This window comes from Pseudomonas sp. AK-TSAG1-1, from assembly GCF_056821665.1.
In genome coordinates this window covers 1882916-1901683 of record NZ_CM165965.1, presented here as the reverse complement: position 1 = coordinate 1901683, position 18768 = coordinate 1882916, and the positions used below count along the sequence as shown (strand labels likewise).

19 protein-coding genes and 1 riboswitch are annotated in these 18768 nt (G+C 59.3%); of the genes, 8 read left to right on the top strand and 11 right to left on the bottom strand.

Annotated elements, in window-relative coordinates:
• Window positions 1-38: 38 nt before the first annotated feature.
• Window positions 39-268: riboswitch (cobalamin riboswitch) on the bottom strand.
• Window positions 269-431: 163 nt separating this feature from the next.
• Both AC1UK9_RS08695 and AC1UK9_RS08690 read left to right on the top strand, forming a co-directional pair.
• The gene (locus AC1UK9_RS08695) at window positions 432-1016 is read left to right on the top strand and encodes a hypothetical protein (protein WP_025111997.1); all 585 of its coding nucleotides are present in this window, start codon (window positions 432-434) and stop codon (window positions 1014-1016) included.
• Window positions 1017-1082: 66 nt separating this feature from the next.
• Window positions 1083-2396, top strand: a complete 1314-nt coding sequence (locus AC1UK9_RS08690) for a PQQ-dependent sugar dehydrogenase (RefSeq protein ID WP_473014902.1) — start codon at window positions 1083-1085, stop codon at window positions 2394-2396.
• 90 nt (window positions 2397-2486) lie between these two features.
• Here AC1UK9_RS08690 and AC1UK9_RS08685 read toward each other — a convergent pair whose 3' ends face one another.
• The 5 genes from AC1UK9_RS08685 to AC1UK9_RS08665 form a co-directional block, all read right to left on the bottom strand.
• The gene (locus AC1UK9_RS08685; RefSeq protein ID WP_025111851.1) at window positions 2487-3023 is read right to left on the bottom strand and encodes a C40 family peptidase; all 537 of its coding nucleotides are present in this window, start codon (window positions 3021-3023) and stop codon (window positions 2487-2489) included.
• 221 nt (window positions 3024-3244) lie between these two features.
• Entirely contained in the window at window positions 3245-3862 is a 618-nt protein-coding gene (locus AC1UK9_RS08680; RefSeq protein WP_003223044.1) for a C40 family peptidase, read from the bottom strand.
• A gap of 225 nt (window positions 3863-4087) precedes the next feature.
• A complete protein-coding gene (gene hda, locus AC1UK9_RS08675) occupies window positions 4088-4792 on the bottom strand; it encodes a DnaA regulatory inactivator Hda (protein WP_025111852.1) in 705 nt (234 codons plus the stop codon).
• 219 nt (window positions 4793-5011) lie between these two features.
• Complete coding sequence (locus AC1UK9_RS08670) at window positions 5012-6085, bottom strand: AI-2E family transporter (protein ID WP_473014900.1); 1074 nt, start codon at window positions 6083-6085, stop codon at window positions 5012-5014.
• A gap of 34 nt (window positions 6086-6119) precedes the next feature.
• A complete protein-coding gene (locus AC1UK9_RS08665; RefSeq protein ID WP_025111854.1) occupies window positions 6120-7178 on the bottom strand; it encodes a DUF2066 domain-containing protein in 1059 nt (352 codons plus the stop codon).
• A 374-nt stretch (window positions 7179-7552) separates the two neighbouring features.
• Here AC1UK9_RS08665 and purM point away from each other — a divergent pair, with 374 nt between their 5' ends.
• The 3 genes from purM to AC1UK9_RS08650 are packed head-to-tail and all read left to right on the top strand — an operon-like array spanning window position 7553 to window position 9983.
• Window positions 7553-8611, top strand: a complete 1059-nt coding sequence (gene purM, locus AC1UK9_RS08660) for a phosphoribosylformylglycinamidine cyclo-ligase (protein ID WP_025111855.1) — start codon at window positions 7553-7555, stop codon at window positions 8609-8611.
• A complete protein-coding gene (gene purN, locus AC1UK9_RS08655) occupies window positions 8611-9261 on the top strand; it encodes a phosphoribosylglycinamide formyltransferase (RefSeq protein ID WP_482579852.1) in 651 nt (216 codons plus the stop codon). The genes purM and purN overlap by 1 nt, the downstream gene beginning before the upstream one ends.
• Before the next feature lie 8 nt (window positions 9262-9269).
• Complete coding sequence (locus AC1UK9_RS08650; protein ID WP_482579851.1) at window positions 9270-9983, top strand: DUF3108 domain-containing protein; 714 nt, start codon at window positions 9270-9272, stop codon at window positions 9981-9983.
• A 192-nt stretch (window positions 9984-10175) separates the two neighbouring features.
• On the opposite strand, the gene AC1UK9_RS08645 is transcribed toward AC1UK9_RS08650, so the two are convergent.
• Complete coding sequence (locus AC1UK9_RS08645) at window positions 10176-11801, bottom strand: methyl-accepting chemotaxis protein (protein ID WP_482579850.1); 1626 nt, start codon at window positions 11799-11801, stop codon at window positions 10176-10178.
• A gap of 131 nt (window positions 11802-11932) precedes the next feature.
• Window positions 11933-12988, bottom strand: a complete 1056-nt coding sequence (locus tag AC1UK9_RS08640) for an amidohydrolase family protein (RefSeq protein WP_482579849.1) — start codon at window positions 12986-12988, stop codon at window positions 11933-11935.
• 128 nt (window positions 12989-13116) lie between these two features.
• On the opposite strand from AC1UK9_RS08640, the gene AC1UK9_RS08635 reads away from it, so the two are divergent.
• Together AC1UK9_RS08635 and AC1UK9_RS08630 are read left to right on the top strand one after the other, a co-directional pair.
• The gene (locus AC1UK9_RS08635) at window positions 13117-13533 is read left to right on the top strand and encodes an OsmC family protein (protein ID WP_025111859.1); all 417 of its coding nucleotides are present in this window, start codon (window positions 13117-13119) and stop codon (window positions 13531-13533) included.
• Window positions 13534-13594: 61 nt separating this feature from the next.
• Window positions 13595-14458, top strand: a complete 864-nt coding sequence (locus tag AC1UK9_RS08630) for a pirin family protein (protein WP_473014896.1) — start codon at window positions 13595-13597, stop codon at window positions 14456-14458.
• A 144-nt stretch (window positions 14459-14602) separates the two neighbouring features.
• On the opposite strand, the gene AC1UK9_RS08625 is transcribed toward AC1UK9_RS08630, so the two are convergent.
• The 4 genes from AC1UK9_RS08625 to AC1UK9_RS08610 form a co-directional block, all read right to left on the bottom strand.
• Window positions 14603-15331, bottom strand: a complete 729-nt coding sequence (locus AC1UK9_RS08625) for a dienelactone hydrolase family protein (protein WP_482579848.1) — start codon at window positions 15329-15331, stop codon at window positions 14603-14605.
• 67 nt (window positions 15332-15398) lie between these two features.
• Entirely contained in the window at window positions 15399-17303 is a 1905-nt protein-coding gene (htpG, locus tag AC1UK9_RS08620; protein WP_025111862.1) for a molecular chaperone HtpG, read from the bottom strand.
• A gap of 81 nt (window positions 17304-17384) precedes the next feature.
• Window positions 17385-17837: a PaaI family thioesterase gene (locus tag AC1UK9_RS08615; RefSeq protein ID WP_025111863.1), complete on the bottom strand. Its 453-nt coding sequence runs from the start codon at window positions 17835-17837 to the stop codon at window positions 17385-17387.
• Window positions 17837-18310, bottom strand: a complete 474-nt coding sequence (locus tag AC1UK9_RS08610; RefSeq protein WP_482579847.1) for a PaaI family thioesterase — start codon at window positions 18308-18310, stop codon at window positions 17837-17839. The genes AC1UK9_RS08615 and AC1UK9_RS08610 overlap by 1 nt, the downstream gene beginning before the upstream one ends.
• Window positions 18311-18468: 158 nt before the next feature.
• Between AC1UK9_RS08610 and AC1UK9_RS08605 the strand changes: the two genes are divergently transcribed.
• Window positions 18469-18705, top strand: coding sequence for a hypothetical protein (locus tag AC1UK9_RS08605; RefSeq protein WP_003223025.1), 237 nt, complete (start codon window positions 18469-18471; stop codon window positions 18703-18705).
• Window positions 18706-18768: the final 63 nt, after the last annotated feature.

The following is an 18768-nucleotide window of genomic DNA, read 5'->3' as shown; positions in this document are numbered from 1 at the left end:
AGAATAGACGGCAAAAAGCCTGGCATCGCCCACCGTGATGCCGCTGGATGGATCAGGCCGGTCTCCGGGCTCATGAGCGGCGAATCGCCGGCTGCGCGCCTTCCCGCGTCTGTCGACACAGTGGCTCAATGCGCAGCTTTCACTCATTTACCGTTGCGGGGGCAGCGCCGGGATCGCGATCGTTCTTCGCCTGAAGACAACCCTCACCGGCTTCCCTGTTTCACTCTGTCGACACACGTCACAGAGCACCTGAAACAAGCCGCGAAGGTTAGAGGGTTGGGGGTGGAGCGTCAATTAAAGAGGCGGCCGTCGGGCGAATAACTGCCGCCGATCAATTATCTGGCGCCAATCTTGTGCCACACTGATACAAGTGATATCAAAGAGCCATGCTTTTCTCGAAAAAGCCCATCACAACAATAAGGATGATTACGATGCAAGGCATGATCATCAGCAACCCGCGCCTGGAGTTCCTGCGCCCGGTGCTTGAACGCTGGTTTGACTGTATCGACCGCTACAACGCCGTGCGCGGCGACAACGACACGCCTTACTGGCATGACGAGAAAGCCAATCTCGGATTGCTCTCCGCTGCGGCATGGATGGCCGAACTGGTGACCCTTTGCGACACCGCCACCCGCAAGCAGAACGAGGACGGCGAGCGCAATGCCCGCGCTCACCTGTTCCTCGCCGGCGCCGAAGACCGCGCCTACATCCAGGCCACGCAGCGCTGGCCGCGAGTCAGCAACCTCAACCTGACCCAGGCCCTGCTGGAAATCACCAGCGACGCCAAACGCATCAGCTTCGCCAGCGACCTCAAACTCGGTTGCCTGTTCGTCGCGCCGCAAAAAGCCCAGCACAGCGCCAGCCCCGAAGAGCTGCAGGACATGGTCGACGACCTGCAAAAGGAACACTGCTGCGCGGTCGCCTGGTATTTCCCCTACGCCTACCGCAAGTTGCGCAGCGAAGCGGGCAACTATCACCCCGGAATCGCCGTGCTGTTCAAAGAGGCCCGTGGCTGAGCGGTTGAACCATCGGGTGCGCAGGCTCCTCTATGATTAGGCATGCATTCATAGGGAAGATCAGTAATGCGCAAAACCCAACTCGCTCTCCTCATCGCCCTCGCCGGAGGGCTCGCCGCCTGCGGTGAATCCTCCAGCCTGCAAGTTTCCGACGGCACCGGCCCGTCACCGAAGCTGCCCGAACCCAACAAGACCCTGATTCCGACGGTGAACATCGCCCCGGCGATCGGCTGGCCTGCGGGCGGCAAACCGACCGCAGTGGCTGGTACGCAAGTCGCTGCATTTGCCGAAGGCCTCGACCATCCGCGCTGGCTCTACGTGCTGCCCAACGGTGACGTGCTGGTGGCGGAAACCAATGCTCCGCCAAAGCCTGACGACAGCAGTGGCATTCGTGGCTGGGTAATGAAGAAAGTCATGGGCAAGGCTGGCGCCGGCGTGCCGAGCCCGAATCGCATCACCCTGCTGCGCGATGCCGACCACGACGGCGTGGCCGAGACCCGCACGGTTTTTCTGCAGAATCTCAATTCGCCGTTCGGCATGACGCTGGTCGGCAACGATCTGTACGTCGCCGACACTGATCGCTTGCTGCGCTTCCACTACGAGCCGGGCGCGACCGAGATCAAGACGCAGCCGATCAAAGTCACCGACCTGCCAGGCGGCACACTGAACCATCACTGGACCAAAAACGTCATCGCCAGCAAGGACGGCAGCAAGTTGTACGTCACCGTTGGCTCGAACAGCAACGTCGGCGAAAACGGCTTGGATAAAGAGGAAGGTCGCGCGGCGATCTGGGAAGTGGATCGCGCCACAGGCAACCACCGGATCTTCGCCTCGGGCATCCGCAACCCCAACGGTCTCGCGTGGGAGCCCACCTCTGGCGCGCTGTGGACGGCGGTCAACGAGCGTGACGAGATCGGCAGCGACCTGGTGCCGGACTACATCACCTCAGTCAAGGACGGCGGCTTCTATGGCTGGCCCTTCAGCTATTACGGCCAGCATGTGGATGTGCGCGTAAAACCGCAAAACCTCGATCTGGTGGCCAAGGCCATTGCTCCGGACTACGCCGTAGGCCCGCACACCGCCTCGCTGGGCCTGACATTCGCCGAGGGCAACAGCCTGCCGGCGCAATTCAAGGAAGGCGCGTTCATTGGCCAGCATGGCTCATGGAACCGCAAACCGCACAGTGGCTATAAAGTGATTTTCGTACCGTTCGCCGCCGGCAAGCCGAACGGAGCACCGGTCGATGTGCTGACTGGCTTCCTCGACAAGGACGAGAACGCTCTGGGCCGCCCGGTGGGCGTGGTGATCGACCAGCAAGGCGGTTTGCTGGTGGCCGACGATGTGGGCAACAAGGTGTGGCGGGTGTCGTCCGCCAAATAATTTAGCGTCCAGCACATAACAAATGTGGGAGATTCTATGTTTGAGGGTTCCCCTCAAACATAGAATCTCCCACATTTAAAACATCAGCAATTACGGGTTATGCGCCAGATGCTCAGGCTGCAACACCCGTTTGGCGCTCAGATACGCTTTCTGCCAGTACGCCTTCGACAGGCTGTCGAGCTTCACCGTGCCACCGGTTGCCGGCGCGTGCACGAAGCGCCCTTCTCCGACGTAGATCCCCGCATGGCTGACTTGCGAGCCGCCGTTGGTGGCGAAGAAGATCAGGTCGCCAGTCTGCAAGCCTTCCTTGCCGACATTCGGCGCCTGCATCACGATCAGTTCACGCGTCGAACGCGGCAGATTGATACCCGCCGCATCGCGGTAAACGAAACCGATCAGACCACTGCAATCAAAACCCGAATCCGGCGTGTTGCCGCCCCAGCGATAAGGCGTGCCGACCAGGCCGAGCGCGCGAAACAGCACGTCTTCAGCGGCGGGCGAGAACGACTGGGAAGGTCCGAACACTACCGGGGCACGTACGACGGGCGCAGGCGGCGGTGTGCGACTGGCGCAGGCGCTGAGCAGCGCTGCGAAGAAGATCAATGCAAGGCGGGCCGACATCGTCATAAACAGAACACCCTGATCTGGCTGCGGCTTTCTCTGCCGGATGGACAGAAAACAAAACCGCCTGCGGAGCACGCAGGCGGTTTGCCATCAATATAGATACAGGATTCTAGCGGCTATACGACAAACTTCAAGTAAGACTTTAACTTCACCTTGTAAAGTCTAGGTCTACTCCGTTGCCGTGGCCGTTTTTTTGTCGCCACGGACGTGGCGACAACGGGGAATTACTTGCGAGCGGTGACCACAGTCGGTGCCATTGCGAGGGCGCGTTTGGCTTCGATGAAAGTCTTGCTCCAGTAGCTGTCACCCAGGCTGTCGATGCGAACACCGCCGCTACGACGACTGCTGGAGTGAATGAACTGGTTGTCACCCAGATAGATCCCGGCGTGACTCACACGACCGCGACGACCGTTGGTGGCGAAGAACAGCAGATCGCCCGGCTCCAGATTGCTGCGCGAGACTAGAGGAGCATCCACGTTGATCATTTCGCGGGTGGAGCGCGGCAGATTCATGCCGGCCTCTTCGCGGAACAGGTAACCGATGAAACCGCTGCAGTCGAAACCAGCTTCAGAGGTACCGCCGAAACGGTAACGAGTACCGATCAGGGACATGCCGCGTTCAAGGATGCTGTCGGCCAGAACCGGAAGCTCGTATGGCTTCTTGCCGTTGAAATCGGCGAGTTCTTTTTCGGTGGCCAGTTCTTCCTGATAAATAACGGAAGACTGGGCAGTGGCAGAATTTTTAACCTGTTGAGGCTGCTCTTGAACTGGAGAATGAGCAGCGCAACCGAACAACAGGGTGACGAGTGCGAGAGGCACGAGGGGTGCGAAGCGATTTAGCATGGGCACGACCGTGGCTGAAGTTGTAAAGAAGCCGAGACTATGCCCGCTATCGGCCTCATTTGCAAATTCAATCGATCTTTTTGTGACTTCCCGGTTTCTCGTTTACATCTAAGCGCTTAAGCCCATTTGAATCGATACGCGGTCTGCACCCTGTGCGGAAAAGCGGATTTTCTGGCGCCTGAAATATGTCGAAACCTGCTGCAAGCCCCGTAATTCAAGGGCTGACTACCAGCCAAGGGTTTCTTTCAGAAACGGAATTGTCAGCTTGCGTTGTGCCTGCAACGAAGCCTGATCGAGCTGTTCGAGCAAGTCGAACAATGCACTCATGCTGCGGGTGCCACGCGTCAGAATAAAATGCCCGACTTCATCGGTCAGGTGCAGACCACGACGCGAAGCGCGCAATTGCAATGCGCGCAATTTGTCTTCATCGGAGAGCGGACGCATCTGGAAGATCAGCGCCAGGGTCAGGCGCGATTTGAGGTCGGCCAGCTTGACCGGCAACTCGCGTGGCGAGGTGGACGCGGCGATCAGCAAGCGCCGACCGCTGTCACGCAGACGGTTGAACAGATGAAACATCGCCTCTTCCCAGTCCGGCTTGCCGGCAATCACCTGCAGGTCATCCAGGCAGACCAGTTCGTACTGTTCAAGGTTGTCGAGAATTTCGATGCCGCGATCCATCAACTCGGCCAGCGGCAGGTATACCGCCGGTTCACCCATCTGTTCGAACCGCAGGCAAGCCGCCTGCAACAGATGCGTACGCCCTACCCCATGCTTGCCCCACAGGTAGATCAGGCTTTCGGTCCAGCCGGCGTCGGCTTCGCATAGGCGCTCGACATAGCCGAGTGCAGCGGCATTGGCGCCTGGGTAGTAGTTGATGAAGGTGGCGTCGTCACGCAGACGCACACCTAGGGGCAGCTGAATCGGTTTCATGCTGACTGAACAGTTCTCAAGGAACCGTTAGTGGCCTCTGTGTAAAGTTTGCGAAGTTTATACCCGTGAAGCTGAGCGCACAATGCGACAGACTCCAAGCAAAATCAAAGGTTTGCGTTAACGCGCTGGTTTTATGACAGTTTCTCTGACGCGATGCCGAGCAAACCCACCGCAAAACACGGGCCAACCCGGCGCAATGCCGGGCCGTCCGCGCGAACACTACAACTCGGGATCGTCGACTCCACTGTAGATATCGGAGTCCTTGTACAAATCATGCACGTGACGCACCAGCACCATGATCACCGCCGCCACCGGCAATGCCAGCAGGACACCGGTAAAACCGAACAACTCGCCACCGGCCAGAATCGCGAAGATCACCGCCACCGGGTGCAGACCGATCCGGTCACCCACCAGCAGTGGCGTCAGCACCATGCCTTCCAGCGCCTGCCCCACCATGAACACCGCGACAATCCCGATCATCGGATACAGATCGCCGCCGAACTGGAACAACCCGGCAATCAGCGCCGCGCCAATCCCGATCACGAAGCCCATGTATGGCACGATCGCCGCCAGCCCCGCGATCAGGCCGATCAATAGCCCCAGCTCCAGACCAACGATCATCAGGCCGGCGGCGTAGATCACACCAAGCGCCAGCATGACCAGCAATTGTCCGCGCACGAACGCGCCGAGCACCTCATGGCATTCACCCGCCAGCGAGACGATGGTTTGCTCACGATCACGCGGCAACAGGCTGCGGATCTTGGCCATCATCAAGTCCCAGTCGCGCAGCAGGTAAAAACTCACGACCGGAATCAGCACCAGATTCGCCAGCCAGCCAATCAGCGCCAGACTTGAAGCCGTCGCCTGACTCAACACCACGCTGACGATGTCGGTAGTCTGGCCCATGTGTTCGCTGATCGCCGCCTTGACCTTGTCGAACTTCCAGAAGCCATCCGACAAACCCAGCTTCGACTGCGCCCACGGCAACGCGGTGTGCTGCAGCCAGTCGAGCATCTGCGGCGCCAATTCATATAAACGCAGCAACTGCTTGGCGAGCATCGGCACCAACACCAGCAACAGGGTTGTGACGATCAGCGTGAACAGGGCGAATACCGCGATCACTCCCCAAGTGCGCGACAGGCCGAGCCGCTCAAGACGATCCACCAGCGGATCGAACAGATATGCCAGCAGCAAGGCCACCAGAAACGGCGTGAGGATCGGGTGCAGCAACCAGACAAACGCGCAAAGCAGGACTACCCCACCGAGCCAGAACCAACGCCGCGAATCAGCCATGTACCACTCCTACTGCTTCTATATAAGGAAAGACTTACCAGCGAAACCGCAACGATGGCGCCAAAGGTGCCGGGGCTGCAGCGACAACCGGCGCAGCACCGGCAACCGTCGGTTGTGGCGCCGCCACCGGTGCCGGCGCCTCAGCCGGCAATTCCTGCAACTTCGCCAATGACAATTGCGCACGCAACTGATCGGCGCTGCCGCTGACCCGATACACGATGCGATCACCCTCGACACTTTGCAGACGCACACCGAACGGTTCGAGTAACCGCAGCAGCGTGGCGTAGTGCTCCAGATTCATACCCTGCACTTCCAGGGTCTGTTGACCCGACACCCCAGGCTTGGCAACAAACCGCGGCGCCAGACGCTCGGCCACCGCCAGCATCACGGCATCGGCCACGGCAGCCTGATCGGCGCCCTGCACGCTGCCGGCCTCCTTCTGATCACCCAGCCACAGGTGCCATTTGGCCTGCCACTGCCCCCCCTCTTCGTGTGCATGCACCGCCAGCAAGGCATCTGCGCCGTATCGTTCCGAAGCGCCGTGCAACGGCGCAGGATCGGTGCCGTCCAGCACCGGCGCGGTGGCCACCAGCTGTTCACTCAGATCCGCCAGCGGCAAGCGCAGCGGCAAGCCTCGGTGCTGGGCCGCCGCCCGCAACGGCGCAGCGGCGGCCTGACCGTCACCGACCAGGCTTGAACCTTCAGTTGAATCGTTCAGCCACCAGCTCAGAATCGAAGGCCGGCTTGCGCCCCACAACGACAGCCCCGCCCGACGCAGTGCCTGCTCGGTGGTAGCCGGGTCGAAATCGACTTTCAGCACTTCCGGCGGCCCGGCATCAAAACCAAACTGACTGATGATCTGTTGCGGATCCTTGCGAATCGCCGCCAGCCCCGGGCTCTGCGGCGCCTTCGGGTCGCCGGTCAGACGCAATACCAGCGTATCCAGCGCCGCCTGCGTGGCGCGATCACGCTCTTCCGGTGCCTGGCTGCTGACCGGCTGGCGTACTTGATAGAGACCTTTGAGGTTTTCGGCATGACTTGCCAGGCTGACCACAGACAAACAACCCACAACCAACAATTTACAAAAACGCATGGAAAATTCCCGTCGACAGGAGCGGCTGGAACAGGCCGCGTGAACCGGTTAAGCAAGGCTGTGACAATCTGCCATCGCAAAACATTCACACGGTAGCGGTAAGTTTTTGCACAGTGATAACGATAGACGGTTAATCGGCACACCTTATACAGGCACCCACCCGGCACAATTGCAAAAAATTTCAGTCGATTATGCCCCTGCCCGTCGGCGCGAGGATGGCCGCTGCCCCTCAAGCCTGATAAAATCGCGCGCCTTCGCAGACCGGCAACAGCCGGGCGCCCCGAAATTCGCGTGAGGCTATCGCCCCACCGGTTTTGGCGTTCCCGCTGAACTCGGTCGTTACCCCTGAATCCCCTCCCCTAAAGGCCTGGATCATGAGCAAGCAACCCTCCCTGAGCTACAAGGACGCCGGTGTAGACATCGACGCCGGTGAAGCATTGGTCGAACGCATCAAGAGCGTCGCCAAGCGCACTGCGCGCCCGGAAGTCATGGGCGGCCTGGGCGGTTTCGGCGCCCTCTGCGAAATCCCGGCCGGCTACAAGCAGCCTGTGCTGGTTTCCGGCACCGACGGCGTCGGCACCAAGCTGCGCCTGGCGCTGAACCTGAACAAGCACGACAGCATCGGTATCGACCTGGTTGCCATGTGCGTCAACGACCTCGTCGTTTGCGGCGCAGAGCCACTGTTCTTCCTCGACTACTACGCCACCGGCAAACTGAATGTCGACACCGCTGCCCAGGTAGTGACCGGCATCGGCGCCGGCTGCGAACTGTCCGGTTGCTCGCTGGTCGGCGGTGAAACCGCTGAAATGCCTGGCATGTACGAAGGCGAAGACTACGATCTGGCCGGTTTCTGCGTCGGCGTGGTGGAAAAGGCCGAAATCATCGACGGCTCGAAAGTCGCCACCGGTGACGCCCTGATCGCCCTGCCATCGTCCGGCCCGCACTCCAACGGCTACTCGCTGATCCGCAAGATCATCGAAGTGTCCGGCGCCGACATCGAAAACATCCAGCTCGACGGCAAACCGCTGACCGACCTGCTGATGGCCCCGACCCGCATCTACGTGAAGCCGCTGCTCAAGCTGATCAAGGACACCGGCGCAGTCAAAGCCATGGCCCACATCACCGGTGGTGGCCTGCTGGACAACATCCCGCGCGTTCTGCCAAAAGGCGCTCAGGCCGTGGTTGACGTGGCCAGCTGGACCCGCCCGGCTGTCTTCGACTGGCTGCAAGCGCAAGGCAACGTCGACGAGACCGAAATGCACCGCGTGCTGAACTGCGGCGTGGGCATGGTGATCTGCGTGGCTCAGGAGCACGTTGAAGTTGCTCTGAAGACCCTGCGTGACGCTGGCGAACAGCCTTGGGTCATCGGCCAGATCGCTGCTGCCGCCGAAGGTGCAGCCCAGGTTGATCTGCAGAACCTTAAGGCTCATTAATGTCCGCAACCTGTGATGTCGTGGTGCTGTTGTCCGGCACCGGCAGTAACTTGCAGGCTCTGATCGACAGCACGCGGACCGGCGACAGCCCGGTCCGCATCGCTGCGGTGATTTCCAACCGCGCCGACGCCTACGGCCTGCAACGCGCCAGTGACGCGGGTATCGCTACCCGCTCGCTGGATCACAAAGCATTCGAAGGTCGCGAGGCCTTCGATGCTGCCCTGATCGAACTGATCGACGAATTCAATCCGAAACTCGTGGTGCTGGCCGGCTTCATGCGCATTCTCAGCGCTGACTTCGTGCGTCACTACCAGGGTCGCCTGCTCAACATCCATCCCTCGCTGCTGCCCAAATACAAAGGGTTACACACTCATCAGCGCGCGCTGGAGGCCAGCGACGCCGAGCATGGCTGCTCCGTGCACTTCGTCACCGAGGAACTCGATGGTGGACCACTGGTCGTACAGGCAGTAATACCGGTAGAGTTGCACGACACGCCGCACAGTCTGGCGCAGCGAGTCCATGTTCAGGAACACCTGATCTACCCGATGGCGGTACGCTGGTTTGCCGAAGGGCGGCTGGCACTCGGCGAACAAGGTGCTTTACTGGATGGCCAGTTACTCGCGGCCAGCGGCCACTTGATTCGACACTAGGAGATTTTATGCGTCGCGCCCTGCTCTTCGCTTGCGCTCTGCTCGCCCTGCCCTTCGCGCAGGCGGCAGACCTTCAACCGTTCTCCGCCAGCTACACCGCCGACTGGAAGCAGCTGCCCATGAGCGGCACCGCCGAGCGGAGCCTGACCAAGCAAGCCAATGGCGTCTGGAAGCTCAGCTTCAAGGCGTCGATGATGATCGCCAACCTGACTGAAGAAAGCACCCTGACCCTCGACAAGGACACGCTACTGCCGCAGTCCTACCATTTCGAACGGGGTGGTTTGGGCAAGGCGAAGAAGTCTGACCTGGATTTCGACTGGAACGCCAAGATGGTCACCGGCGTCGATCGTGGTGATGCGGTCAAGGTTCCACTCAACCGCGGCATGGTCGACAAGTCCACGTATCAACTGGCACTGCAACACGACCTGGCGTCCGGCAAGAAGACCATGAGCTATCAAGTGGTCGATGGCGGCGATGTCGATACCTACGACTTCCGCGTACTGGGCACCGAAAAAGTCGAAACAAAAGCCGGCAAGATCGACGCGATCAAAGTCGAGCGCGTGCGCGATCCGACACAAAGCAAGCGCATCACCGTCCTGTGGTTCGCCAAGGACTGGGATTACCTGCTGGTCCGCCTGCAACAGGTTGAAACCGACGGCAAGGAGTACAACATCATGCTCCAGGACGGCACGGTCAACGGCAAAACCGTTAAAGGCAGCTGATCCGCCGCTACAACGAAAAGCCCCGCCAATGCGGGGCTTTTTTGTGCCTGTAATTTTCGCAACAACACACCCCCCTGTGGGAGCGAGCCTGCTCGCGAAGGCGTCAGTTCAGCCGATTCGTTTGTGGCTGATACACCGCTTTCGCGAGCAGGCTCACTCCCACAGGATTCAGCGCGATATTAAAGGATCAGATCAGACCGAAAACTTCGCCACCATATTGTTCAAATCCACCGCCAGCCGCGACAGCTCCTGGCTCGCCGCGCTGGTCTGATTGGCCCCCGCCGACGTCTGCATCGCCAGATCGCGGATGTTCATCAGGTTGCGATCCACCTCTCGCGCCACCGCCGCCTGCTCCTCCGACGCGCTGGCAATCACCAGGTTGCGCTCGTTGATCAAGGTGAATGCCGAGGCGATTTCCTCGAGTGCCACCCCTGCCGCCTTGGCCAACTCCAGCGTCGAATGCGCACGGATGTTGCTCTGCTGCATCGAACTCACCGCCGAATCGGTGCCCTGCTGGATCCCGCCAATCATCTGCTCGATTTCCTGAGTCGACTGCTGGGTCCGATGCGCCAGCGCCCGCACCTCATCGGCCACCACCGCAAAACCACGGCCGGCATCCCCGGCCCGCGCCGCTTCAATCGCGGCGTTCAGCGCCAGCAGATTGGTCTGTTCGGCAATCGAGCGGATCACGTCCAGCACTTTACTGATGCCGTGAACCTTCTGCGCCAGGTCCTCCACTTGCGTGGCGTTGGACGTGACATCCTCGGCCAGGGATTCGATTGACGTCACGGTCTGTTTGACCTGCTCGCGCCCGTGCTGGGCAATCCGGTCAGACTCTCTCGATGCCTCGGAAGTCGCCACCGCATTGCTCGCCACCTCTTCCACCGCAGCGGTCATCTGATTGACCGCCGTCGCAGCCTGCTCGATCTCCAGACTCTGCTGATGCAGCCCACGCGTGGCATCCTCCGTGACGCAACTGAGTTCCTCGGAGGCCGACGCCAACTGACTGGACGATTCGGAAATCTGCCGGATGGTGTCGCGCAAATTGTGTTGCATGCTTTTCAGCGCATGCAGCAGCCGCGCCGGCTCGTCCTTGCCGGAGATATGGATATCGCCGGTCAGATCGCCACTGGCCACCACTTGCGCCACACCCAGCGACTGCGCGAGAGGCAGGACGATGCTGCGGGTCAGCAGCAGCGCCAGACCAATGGTGATCAGCGCAGTGATGCCGATCATCACACCGACCCACACCCGCGAATTGATGAACACCAGGCGCGCCGCCTCGGTCGCGAGATTGGCGTTGTGCTTGTTCAGCTCCACCAGGTCGCGCAGGGTGACGGCGATATCGTCCGCCAACGGGCTCATCTGGCCGTTGAGAATCGCTGCCGCCTCTTCCACCCGATTCTGTGCCGACAACGCCATGACCTGCGCCTGCAGCTCCAGATACTTGTGCTCGGCGATCTTGAAGCGATCAAACAGGTTTCGCTCCTCGGGCAACACGATCAATACGTCATAGCGTTGCTGGGCTTCGCTCAATACGCCGCGCAACTCGTTGAGCTTGGTGACATTCTGTTCCAGTGCCTGGGGATCGCGATTGAGCAACAGGCGCATGGTCAGCGCGCGCAGACGCAGCATGTCCTGACTCATCTCGCCGACCGCCATCACGCTCGGCAGCCAGTTGTTGTCGACTTCATCAGATTGTGCGCGCATGTTCGACATTTGCAGCAGGGCGAACGCCCCCAAGGCAAACACCATCAGCGCCAGCACACCAAAACCCAGGCCGGCACGCGGCGCGATATTGAGACTACGGATACTCATTACTCTGGTTCCTTCCAAAAGCGCTGCATCAACCCTGCAGCTGGTTGCTTTAGAAGGTATCGGCCCGGCGCCAATTTGCGTAAGACGAAAAGGTGATATCAAAAGGCCTTGATACTTCGAACGCCTCAGCATTAACGATTTAGCGGGGTTTTCCCGGACTTTGGCGCTGTTCGCGGCAATATCGCCAGGAAGTTGTCCCGAGCGACTTTACGCGCAACGGCTTCGGGCAAGGCGTCGAGAAACGGCGTGAAGCTGTGCATTTCCTTACCGAGTTTGTTGAATCGACCTACAACATCTGAGCCGAGCATAAAGCGCTCAGGGTATTTCTCCACCAATGCCAGCCATTGCGCACGTGGTTTGCCTTGTTCGTCCAGCAGATACGGTGTGAGCATGCTCCACGACAGATCGATAAACAGATTCGGATAAGCCTCAAGCAATCGGCTGACGGTAGGCAGCAGAAACTTCAGGTGAGTCTGGTGACGATGGATCTCCGCACTGGTGCCGGCGTGAGCCCAGATAAACCGGGTGTGCGGGTGATTACGCAGCGGTTCTTCGACTTCCTTCAGGTAAAGCGGATTTTTCTCACGCTTGGAGGTGATGTTGGAATGCAGCATCACCGGCAGATCGTTTTCTGCCGCCAAGTGATAGATGCGTGTCATCGCCTCGTTGTTGGCCCGCGGCGTATCGCCGGCGGTCAGCGCCGTCAGGTCGTCATGACGGGTAAACACTTCGCCAATGCCCTGCCACAACCCCGGGTACAGATCGAGCAGACGCTGGATGTGCGCAGCGGAGTTTTTGTCGTTGGGGTTGAACCCGGACAGAAATGGGTGAAAGTGCTGACGCTGCTCCGGCGTCAGTTTCTGTACGGCATCAGCGACAATCACATCAGTGGCGCTGTACCAGTAGGCATCAGCGTCATCGCCGGCGTAATAGCGTGGACGCTTGGGTTCGTCTTCGTGCCATTTCTTCGCTACGGGAATCCCGGAAATCATCACGTGATCAATGGAATTGTCCTGCATGGCCGTGAGTAATTTCGCCATGCCGGCGGTTTCCTGGAAGAAATCCACGTAGTGCAGGTGCGCATCGCTGTAGGTGTAATCGCGGGCACTGGCGGCGCCGGCAACGACCAGCAGGCAGGCAAGACTCAAACGAAACAAGGACACAAGTAATCTCCGGCAGGTAGGCATAGCCTAGACCCTGAGCCGACAGCAAGGGTTCATCCTGCAGGAAAGTGGAACGCGTGCTTGTGGGAATGCTCTATAACTGCAAGGTCTTTTTTGATCGCACGACTTTTCCTACTGCCAGTGAGGTTGCCATGACTGTTACCGTCAATACCGTCTCCGCCGAAGGTTTTCGTCACACCGTAAAGATCGATGACCACGAATTGTTTGCCGATGTACCGAAATCTGCCGGTGGCGAAGGCACAGCCCCCGAGCCGCACGACTACTTCGACGCTGCCCTCGGCGCTTGCAAGGCCCTGACCCTGAAGATGTACGCGAAGAAGAAAGACATCCCGCTGACCGGCGTCGGTGTCGAGGTCAAACGCGACAATAGTGAAGAGCAGAAAGGCAAATACGTGCTGCACGTCACTCTCACGCTCAAGGGTGTGCTGACTGATGCGCAACGCGAGGAATTGCTACGGGTGGCCGATCGCTGCCCGATCCATAAACTGATGACCACCACCGACGTCAGCATTGAAACCCACGCCCCGCAAGGCTTCGATAGCCAGTAATCCCCCTCGTGCCAGCGGCGGGTTATGCTTCTGGCATCACCCGCTCAGCCTGGAATGCACCATGGACACGCAACCCCTGATCATCCGCCCGCGCGCCGAAGACGTCGAAGGTCAGCCGATCCTGCGTCCGCTGCCGTCAGCCAAATGTCGCAGCGTCGGGCCTTTCGTATTTTTCGACCACATGCTCGAGACGGTTTATCCGACGGGCAAAGGCATGAACATCCGACAGCATCCGCACATTGGTCTGTCGACCCTCACCTACCTGTTTGAAGGACAGATCCAGCACAAGGACAGCCTCGGCTCCGATCAAGTGGTCAAGGCCGGTGATGTCAGCTGGATGACCGCGGGCAGCGCCATTGCCCACGTCGAGCGCACGCCCGAGCCGTTGTGGGAGCAAAGCTTCACAATGCACGGCTTGCAGATCTGGCTGGCCTCGCCCAAGGATCACGAGCAAGATCCGGGGCATTACAGCCATCACCCGGCGGCAACCCTGCCGGTCAGCGATAACCTGGGCGTGCAGATCCGGATGATTGCCGGTTCAGGCTTTTGCCTGGAATCGCCGGTGCCGGTGCTTTCACCAACGCTCTACGCGGAAGTGAAGATGCAGACGGCGACGACACTGCTGATCCCGACCGAGCACGAGGAACGGGCGATTTATGTGCTGAATGGGGATGCGCAACTGAATGGCGAGTCCCTCGAACCCCATGCGCTGGCAGTGTTGCCGGCAGGGGAAGAGATGAGCCTGTTTGCCGAGAGTGATGTGCACGCAGTGGTGTTTGGCGGCGCGGCGCTGGACGGGCCACGGCGGATCAACTGGAATTTTGTCGCGAGCGATCCGGCGGTGATCGATGAAGCGCGACGCAAGTGGGCAGCCGGGGATTGGCCGACGGTGCCGGGGGAAGTCGAGCGGATTGAATTGCCCTGAGTTGTGTACAGCGGCTTAGTCAGTCTTCGCGAGCAGGCTCGCTCCCACGGAGATTGATGGTGTGACCAGAATCTCTGGACACCACAACCCCCCTGCTCGCGAAGAGGACCTGTCAGGCACCGGCCATGCCAGTGCCCGATCAAATCAGCCCTTGAACACTTCTTCCAGCAAATCATGCATCGACTTGAAGGCGCGTTTTGCGGTCTTCGCGTCGTACATCATTTTGCCCGGTACGTTGGCGTGCGGATCGGTGAACGAATGCACCGCACCGCCGTAGCTCAGCAACTGCCAATCCACACCCGCCGCGTTCATCTCGTCTTCAAACGCTGGCAACTGCTCTTTGGGCACCAATGGATCGCTAGCGCCGTGCAGCACCAGCACCGCGCCCTTGATGTTATTCGCGTCTGCCGGGTTCGGCGAATCCAGCGTACCGTGGAACGACACGGCCGCCTTCACCGGCGCGCCAGTGCGGGCCAGATCCAGGGCACAGCAACCGCCAAAGCAGAAACCGAACACTGCCATCTTCGACGTATCGACCGCCGCCTCACCCTGCTTCTGCAACTGCTCGAACGCTGCCTGCATGCGTTTGCGCAGCAATGCTCGGTCGTTCTTCAGTGGCATCATCGCGGCGCCGGCCTGATCGCCGTTCTGCGGACGCACAGCCTGGCCGTACACATCGGCGATCAACACCACGTAGCCCTTGGCCGCAACTGACTTGGCAATCTCCTCGGCACCGGCGCTGACGCCCATCCAGTTCGGCGCCATCAACAGGCCCGGGCGCGCGCCCTTGTGCTCGGCGTCGAACGCCAGACGACCTTCATAAGGCTGGCCATCAAGCTGATAGACCACGGAACGTACAGTGACTTGGCTCATTTCTGACTCCTGAAGGGTAAACACCAGAATGAAAAAACCCGCCGAAGCGGGTTTTTATGCAACGTGATTAAACCGACAGTTCAACCAGCAGCTTGTTCAGACGGCGCACGTACGCGGCCGGATCCTTCAAGCTGTCGCCGGCAGCCAGGGCTGCCTGATCGAAGAGGATGTGCGACAGGTCGCCAAAACGCTCTTCGCTCTGCTCGCCGTCGAGTTTCTCGATCAGCGGGTGGCTCGGGTTGAACTCGAAGATCGGCTTCGAATCCGGCACTTTCTGCCCGCTGGCTTCGAGGATCTGGCGCATTTGCAGACCCAGGTCCTGTTCACCGATGGCCAGAATGGCTGGCGAGTCGGTCAGACGGTGCGATACGCGAACCTCGGCAACCGAATCGCCCAGCGCGGTTTTCAGACGCTCGACCAGACCTTCCTTGGACTTGGCGACTTCTTCTGCGGCCTTCTTGTCCTCTTCCGAGTCCAGGTTGCCCAGATCCAGGTCACCGCGCGCCACGTCGACAAAGGTCTTGCCGTCGAATTCGCTGAGGTAGCTCATCAGCCACTCGTCGATGCGGTCGGTCAGCAGCAGCACTTCGATGCCTTTCTTGCGGAAGACTTCCAGGTGCGGGCTGTTCTTGACTTGCGCGTAGGTTTCGCCGGTGAGGTAGTAGATCTTGTCCTGACCTTCCTTGGCACGTGCCAGGTAGTCAGCCAGACCGACAACTTGTTCGCCGTCGTCGCCATTGGTCGATGCGAAACGCAGCAGACCGGCAATTTTTTCCTTGTTGGCGAAATCTTCTGCCGGGCCTTCTTTCATGACCTGACCGAAGTTTTTCCAGAAGCCCTTATATTGCTCAGGCTCGTTCTTCGCCAGCTTTTCCAGCATGTCCAATACGCGCTTGGTCAGCGCCGACTTCATCGAGTCGATGATCGGGTCTTTCTGCAGGATTTCCCGCGACACGTTCAGCGACAGGTCATTGGAATCGACCACGCCTTTGATGAAGCGCAGGTACAGCGGCAGGAACGATTCGGCCTGGTCCATCACGAACACCCGCTGCACGTACAGCTTCAGGCCTTTAGGCGCTTCACGCTGGTACAGGTCGAACGGCGCACGGGCTGGCACGTACAGCAGCGAGCTGTACTCAAGCTTGCCTTCAACCTTGTTGTGGCTCCAGGCCAGCGGGTTTTCAAAGTCGTGGGCGATGTGCTTGTAGAACTCCTGGTACTCCTCGTCCTTCACTTCAGTGCGCGGACGGGTCCACAGAGCGCTGGCGCGGTTGACGGTTTCCCATTCAACGGCAGGGGCTTCTTCGCCTTCGGCAGCAGCCGCTTCTTTCGGCAGCTCGATTGGCAAAGCGATGTGGTCGGAGTACTTCTTGATGATGTTGCGCAGACGCCAGCCATCGGCAAACTCGTCTTCAGCCGCTTTCAGGTGCAGGACGATGCGGGTACCGCGCTCTGGCTTGTCGATGGTGGCGACTTCAAACTCGCCCTCGCCTTTCGACGACCAGTGCACACCTTCGCTGGCAGGGGTGCCGGCGCGACGGCTGTACACGTCAACCTGGTCAGCAACGATGAAGGCGGAGTAGAAGCCGACACCGAACTGGCCGATCAGGTGCGAATCTTTCTTCTGATCGCCCGAGAGATTCTTCATGAAATCGGCGGTGCCCGATTTGGCGATGGTCCCCAGGTGGGTGATCACATCGTCACGGTTCATGCCGATACCGTTGTCTTCGAGGGTGACGGTCTTGGCGTCCTTGTCGAAGCTCACACGGATTTTCAGCTCAGCGCCACCTTCGAGCAACTCAGGCTTGGCCAAGGCTTCGAAGCGCAGCTTGTCTACAGCGTCAGAGGCGTTCGAGATCAATTCGCGAAGGAAGATTTCCTTGTTGGAATACAGCGAATGGATCATGAGGTGCAGCAGCTGCTTTACCTCGGTCTGGAAGCCCAGGGTTTCCTTTTGAGTTTCCACACTCATGGTCATCAAACTCCAATCAGATGGCATTGGCCGCGACCCAGATGGTCGGCGGCGGGTTGTTCATTGAGTTGGGGGCAGCGTTCAGGATTTCAAGGGCTCATCGATTTTGAAGTGCGCACGGGCGGTGGCAATCGGCTCGCTCTCGGTACTTTGCCAGGCCGTAATCGCAACGTTGGCGACGCGGCGGCCCTGACGACAGACCTGACACTTGGCCCAAGTGTCGCGAAACTGCCCGGCACGCAGGTAATCAAGGGAGAAGTCGATGATCTTCGGCACCCCGGGCGCCCCGGTGAAGATCAATAGGTGCAACGCGGCTGCCAGTTCCATGAACCCGGCAATCACCCCGCCATGGATAGCCGGCAACAAAGGGTTACCAATGTTGTCCTTGTTCGCCGGCAGCTTGAACAGCAATTCATCGCCGACTCGCGAGCATTCGACACCGATCAGCCCCGCATAAGGAATCAGCTGCAGCAGCGGCGCGTAGTCGCCCTGAGCATGAGCCTGCAGCAACTGTTGTTTCCAGTCATCACTCATCAACGCTCTCCTTTGATCTTGCCGCCAAACCCCTGAGTGCCCTTCAAGCCCTTGCCCATGCGCATAAACGTGCCGACGACATGGGCGATCGGCTGCTGTGGGTCGTCCTGATAGGCGAAACCGCGCGCGAAGATCACGTCAGTGGTGACCCGATAACATTGCGCGAAACCGTAAACGTCCTTGTTCGGCTCAGCGGCATGCATGTAGTCGATGCGCAGATCCAGCGTCGGGCAGACTTCGAATTCCGGCAGCACGCACAGCGTCGACATGCCGCATGCGGTGTCCATCAGCGAAGTAATCGCCCCGCCGTGGATCACGCCGGTCTGCGGATTGCCGACTATTTTCGCGCTATACGGCAACTTTACCGTCAGCCCTTCACCGCTGGCGCTGTGCACCGTCAAACCGAGCACCTGACAGTGGCGCAATGCCGAGAGAAATCGCGTCGCACGCTCAAAAACGGGGTTTTCGGCCATTTGATAATTACTCTTGTTAGTGCCTGTTTTCGGTAGCAGACAGAACCGCAAAAGTTCCATTGCGAAACAAACTTATATATCTGATGAAAATGAGGAACTTAACCTTGAGGGGTGCGCTCTTAAGGCCAGTAGTTATTTTCCATAAGGAGAAACACCCCATGCGTAAGACTTTAGCTATTGCCTTGATGTTGACCGCTTCCCTCGGTCTCGCTGCCTGCGATAAAAAATCCGAGGACAAAGCTCAAGATGCCAACCAACATGCTGAACAAGCTCAGCAGAAAATGAATGAAGCTCAGGATAAAGTGAACGACGCAGCGAAAGAAAACGCTGAAGCCGCCAAAGATCAGGCTGAATCGAATCAGGCTGCTCAAGAGGAAGCTGCCAAGAAGCAATAATTGCGACTTGATGCAGAAAAAGAAAACCCGCCAAGTGCGGGTTTTCTTTTGTCTGTGATTGTT

Excerpts from the sequence above, each read along its gene's own strand:
- AC1UK9_RS08695 (WP_025111997.1), top strand. The coding sequence starts at position 432 with ATGCAAGGCATGATCATCAGCAACCCGCGCCTGGAGTTCCTGCGCCCG.
- AC1UK9_RS08690 (WP_473014902.1), top strand. The coding sequence starts at position 1,083 with ATGCGCAAAACCCAACTCGCTCTCCTCATCGCCCTCGCCGGAGGGCTC.
- AC1UK9_RS08685 (WP_025111851.1), bottom strand. The coding sequence starts at position 3,023 with ATGACGATGTCGGCCCGCCTTGCATTGATCTTCTTCGCAGCGCTGCTC.
- AC1UK9_RS08680 (WP_003223044.1), bottom strand. The coding sequence starts at position 3,862 with ATGCTAAATCGCTTCGCACCCCTCGTGCCTCTCGCACTCGTCACCCTG.
- hda (WP_025111852.1), bottom strand. The coding sequence starts at position 4,792 with ATGAAACCGATTCAGCTGCCCCTAGGTGTGCGTCTGCGTGACGACGCC.
- AC1UK9_RS08670 (WP_473014900.1), bottom strand. The coding sequence starts at position 6,085 with ATGGCTGATTCGCGGCGTTGGTTCTGGCTCGGTGGGGTAGTCCTGCTT.
- AC1UK9_RS08665 (WP_025111854.1), bottom strand. The coding sequence starts at position 7,178 with ATGCGTTTTTGTAAATTGTTGGTTGTGGGTTGTTTGTCTGTGGTCAGC.
- purM (WP_025111855.1), top strand. The coding sequence starts at position 7,553 with ATGAGCAAGCAACCCTCCCTGAGCTACAAGGACGCCGGTGTAGACATC.
- purN (WP_482579852.1), top strand. The coding sequence starts at position 8,611 with ATGTCCGCAACCTGTGATGTCGTGGTGCTGTTGTCCGGCACCGGCAGT.
- AC1UK9_RS08650 (WP_482579851.1), top strand. The coding sequence starts at position 9,270 with ATGCGTCGCGCCCTGCTCTTCGCTTGCGCTCTGCTCGCCCTGCCCTTC.
- AC1UK9_RS08645 (WP_482579850.1), bottom strand. The coding sequence starts at position 11,801 with ATGAGTATCCGTAGTCTCAATATCGCGCCGCGTGCCGGCCTGGGTTTT.
- AC1UK9_RS08640 (WP_482579849.1), bottom strand. The coding sequence starts at position 12,988 with ATGCCTACCTGCCGGAGATTACTTGTGTCCTTGTTTCGTTTGAGTCTT.
- AC1UK9_RS08635 (WP_025111859.1), top strand. The coding sequence starts at position 13,117 with ATGACTGTTACCGTCAATACCGTCTCCGCCGAAGGTTTTCGTCACACC.
- AC1UK9_RS08630 (WP_473014896.1), top strand. The coding sequence starts at position 13,595 with ATGGACACGCAACCCCTGATCATCCGCCCGCGCGCCGAAGACGTCGAA.
- AC1UK9_RS08625 (WP_482579848.1), bottom strand. The coding sequence starts at position 15,331 with ATGAGCCAAGTCACTGTACGTTCCGTGGTCTATCAGCTTGATGGCCAG.
- htpG (WP_025111862.1), bottom strand. The coding sequence starts at position 17,303 with ATGAGTGTGGAAACTCAAAAGGAAACCCTGGGCTTCCAGACCGAGGTA.
- AC1UK9_RS08615 (WP_025111863.1), bottom strand. The coding sequence starts at position 17,837 with ATGAGTGATGACTGGAAACAACAGTTGCTGCAGGCTCATGCTCAGGGC.
- AC1UK9_RS08610 (WP_482579847.1), bottom strand. The coding sequence starts at position 18,310 with ATGGCCGAAAACCCCGTTTTTGAGCGTGCGACGCGATTTCTCTCGGCA.
- AC1UK9_RS08605 (WP_003223025.1), top strand. The coding sequence starts at position 18,469 with ATGCGTAAGACTTTAGCTATTGCCTTGATGTTGACCGCTTCCCTCGGT.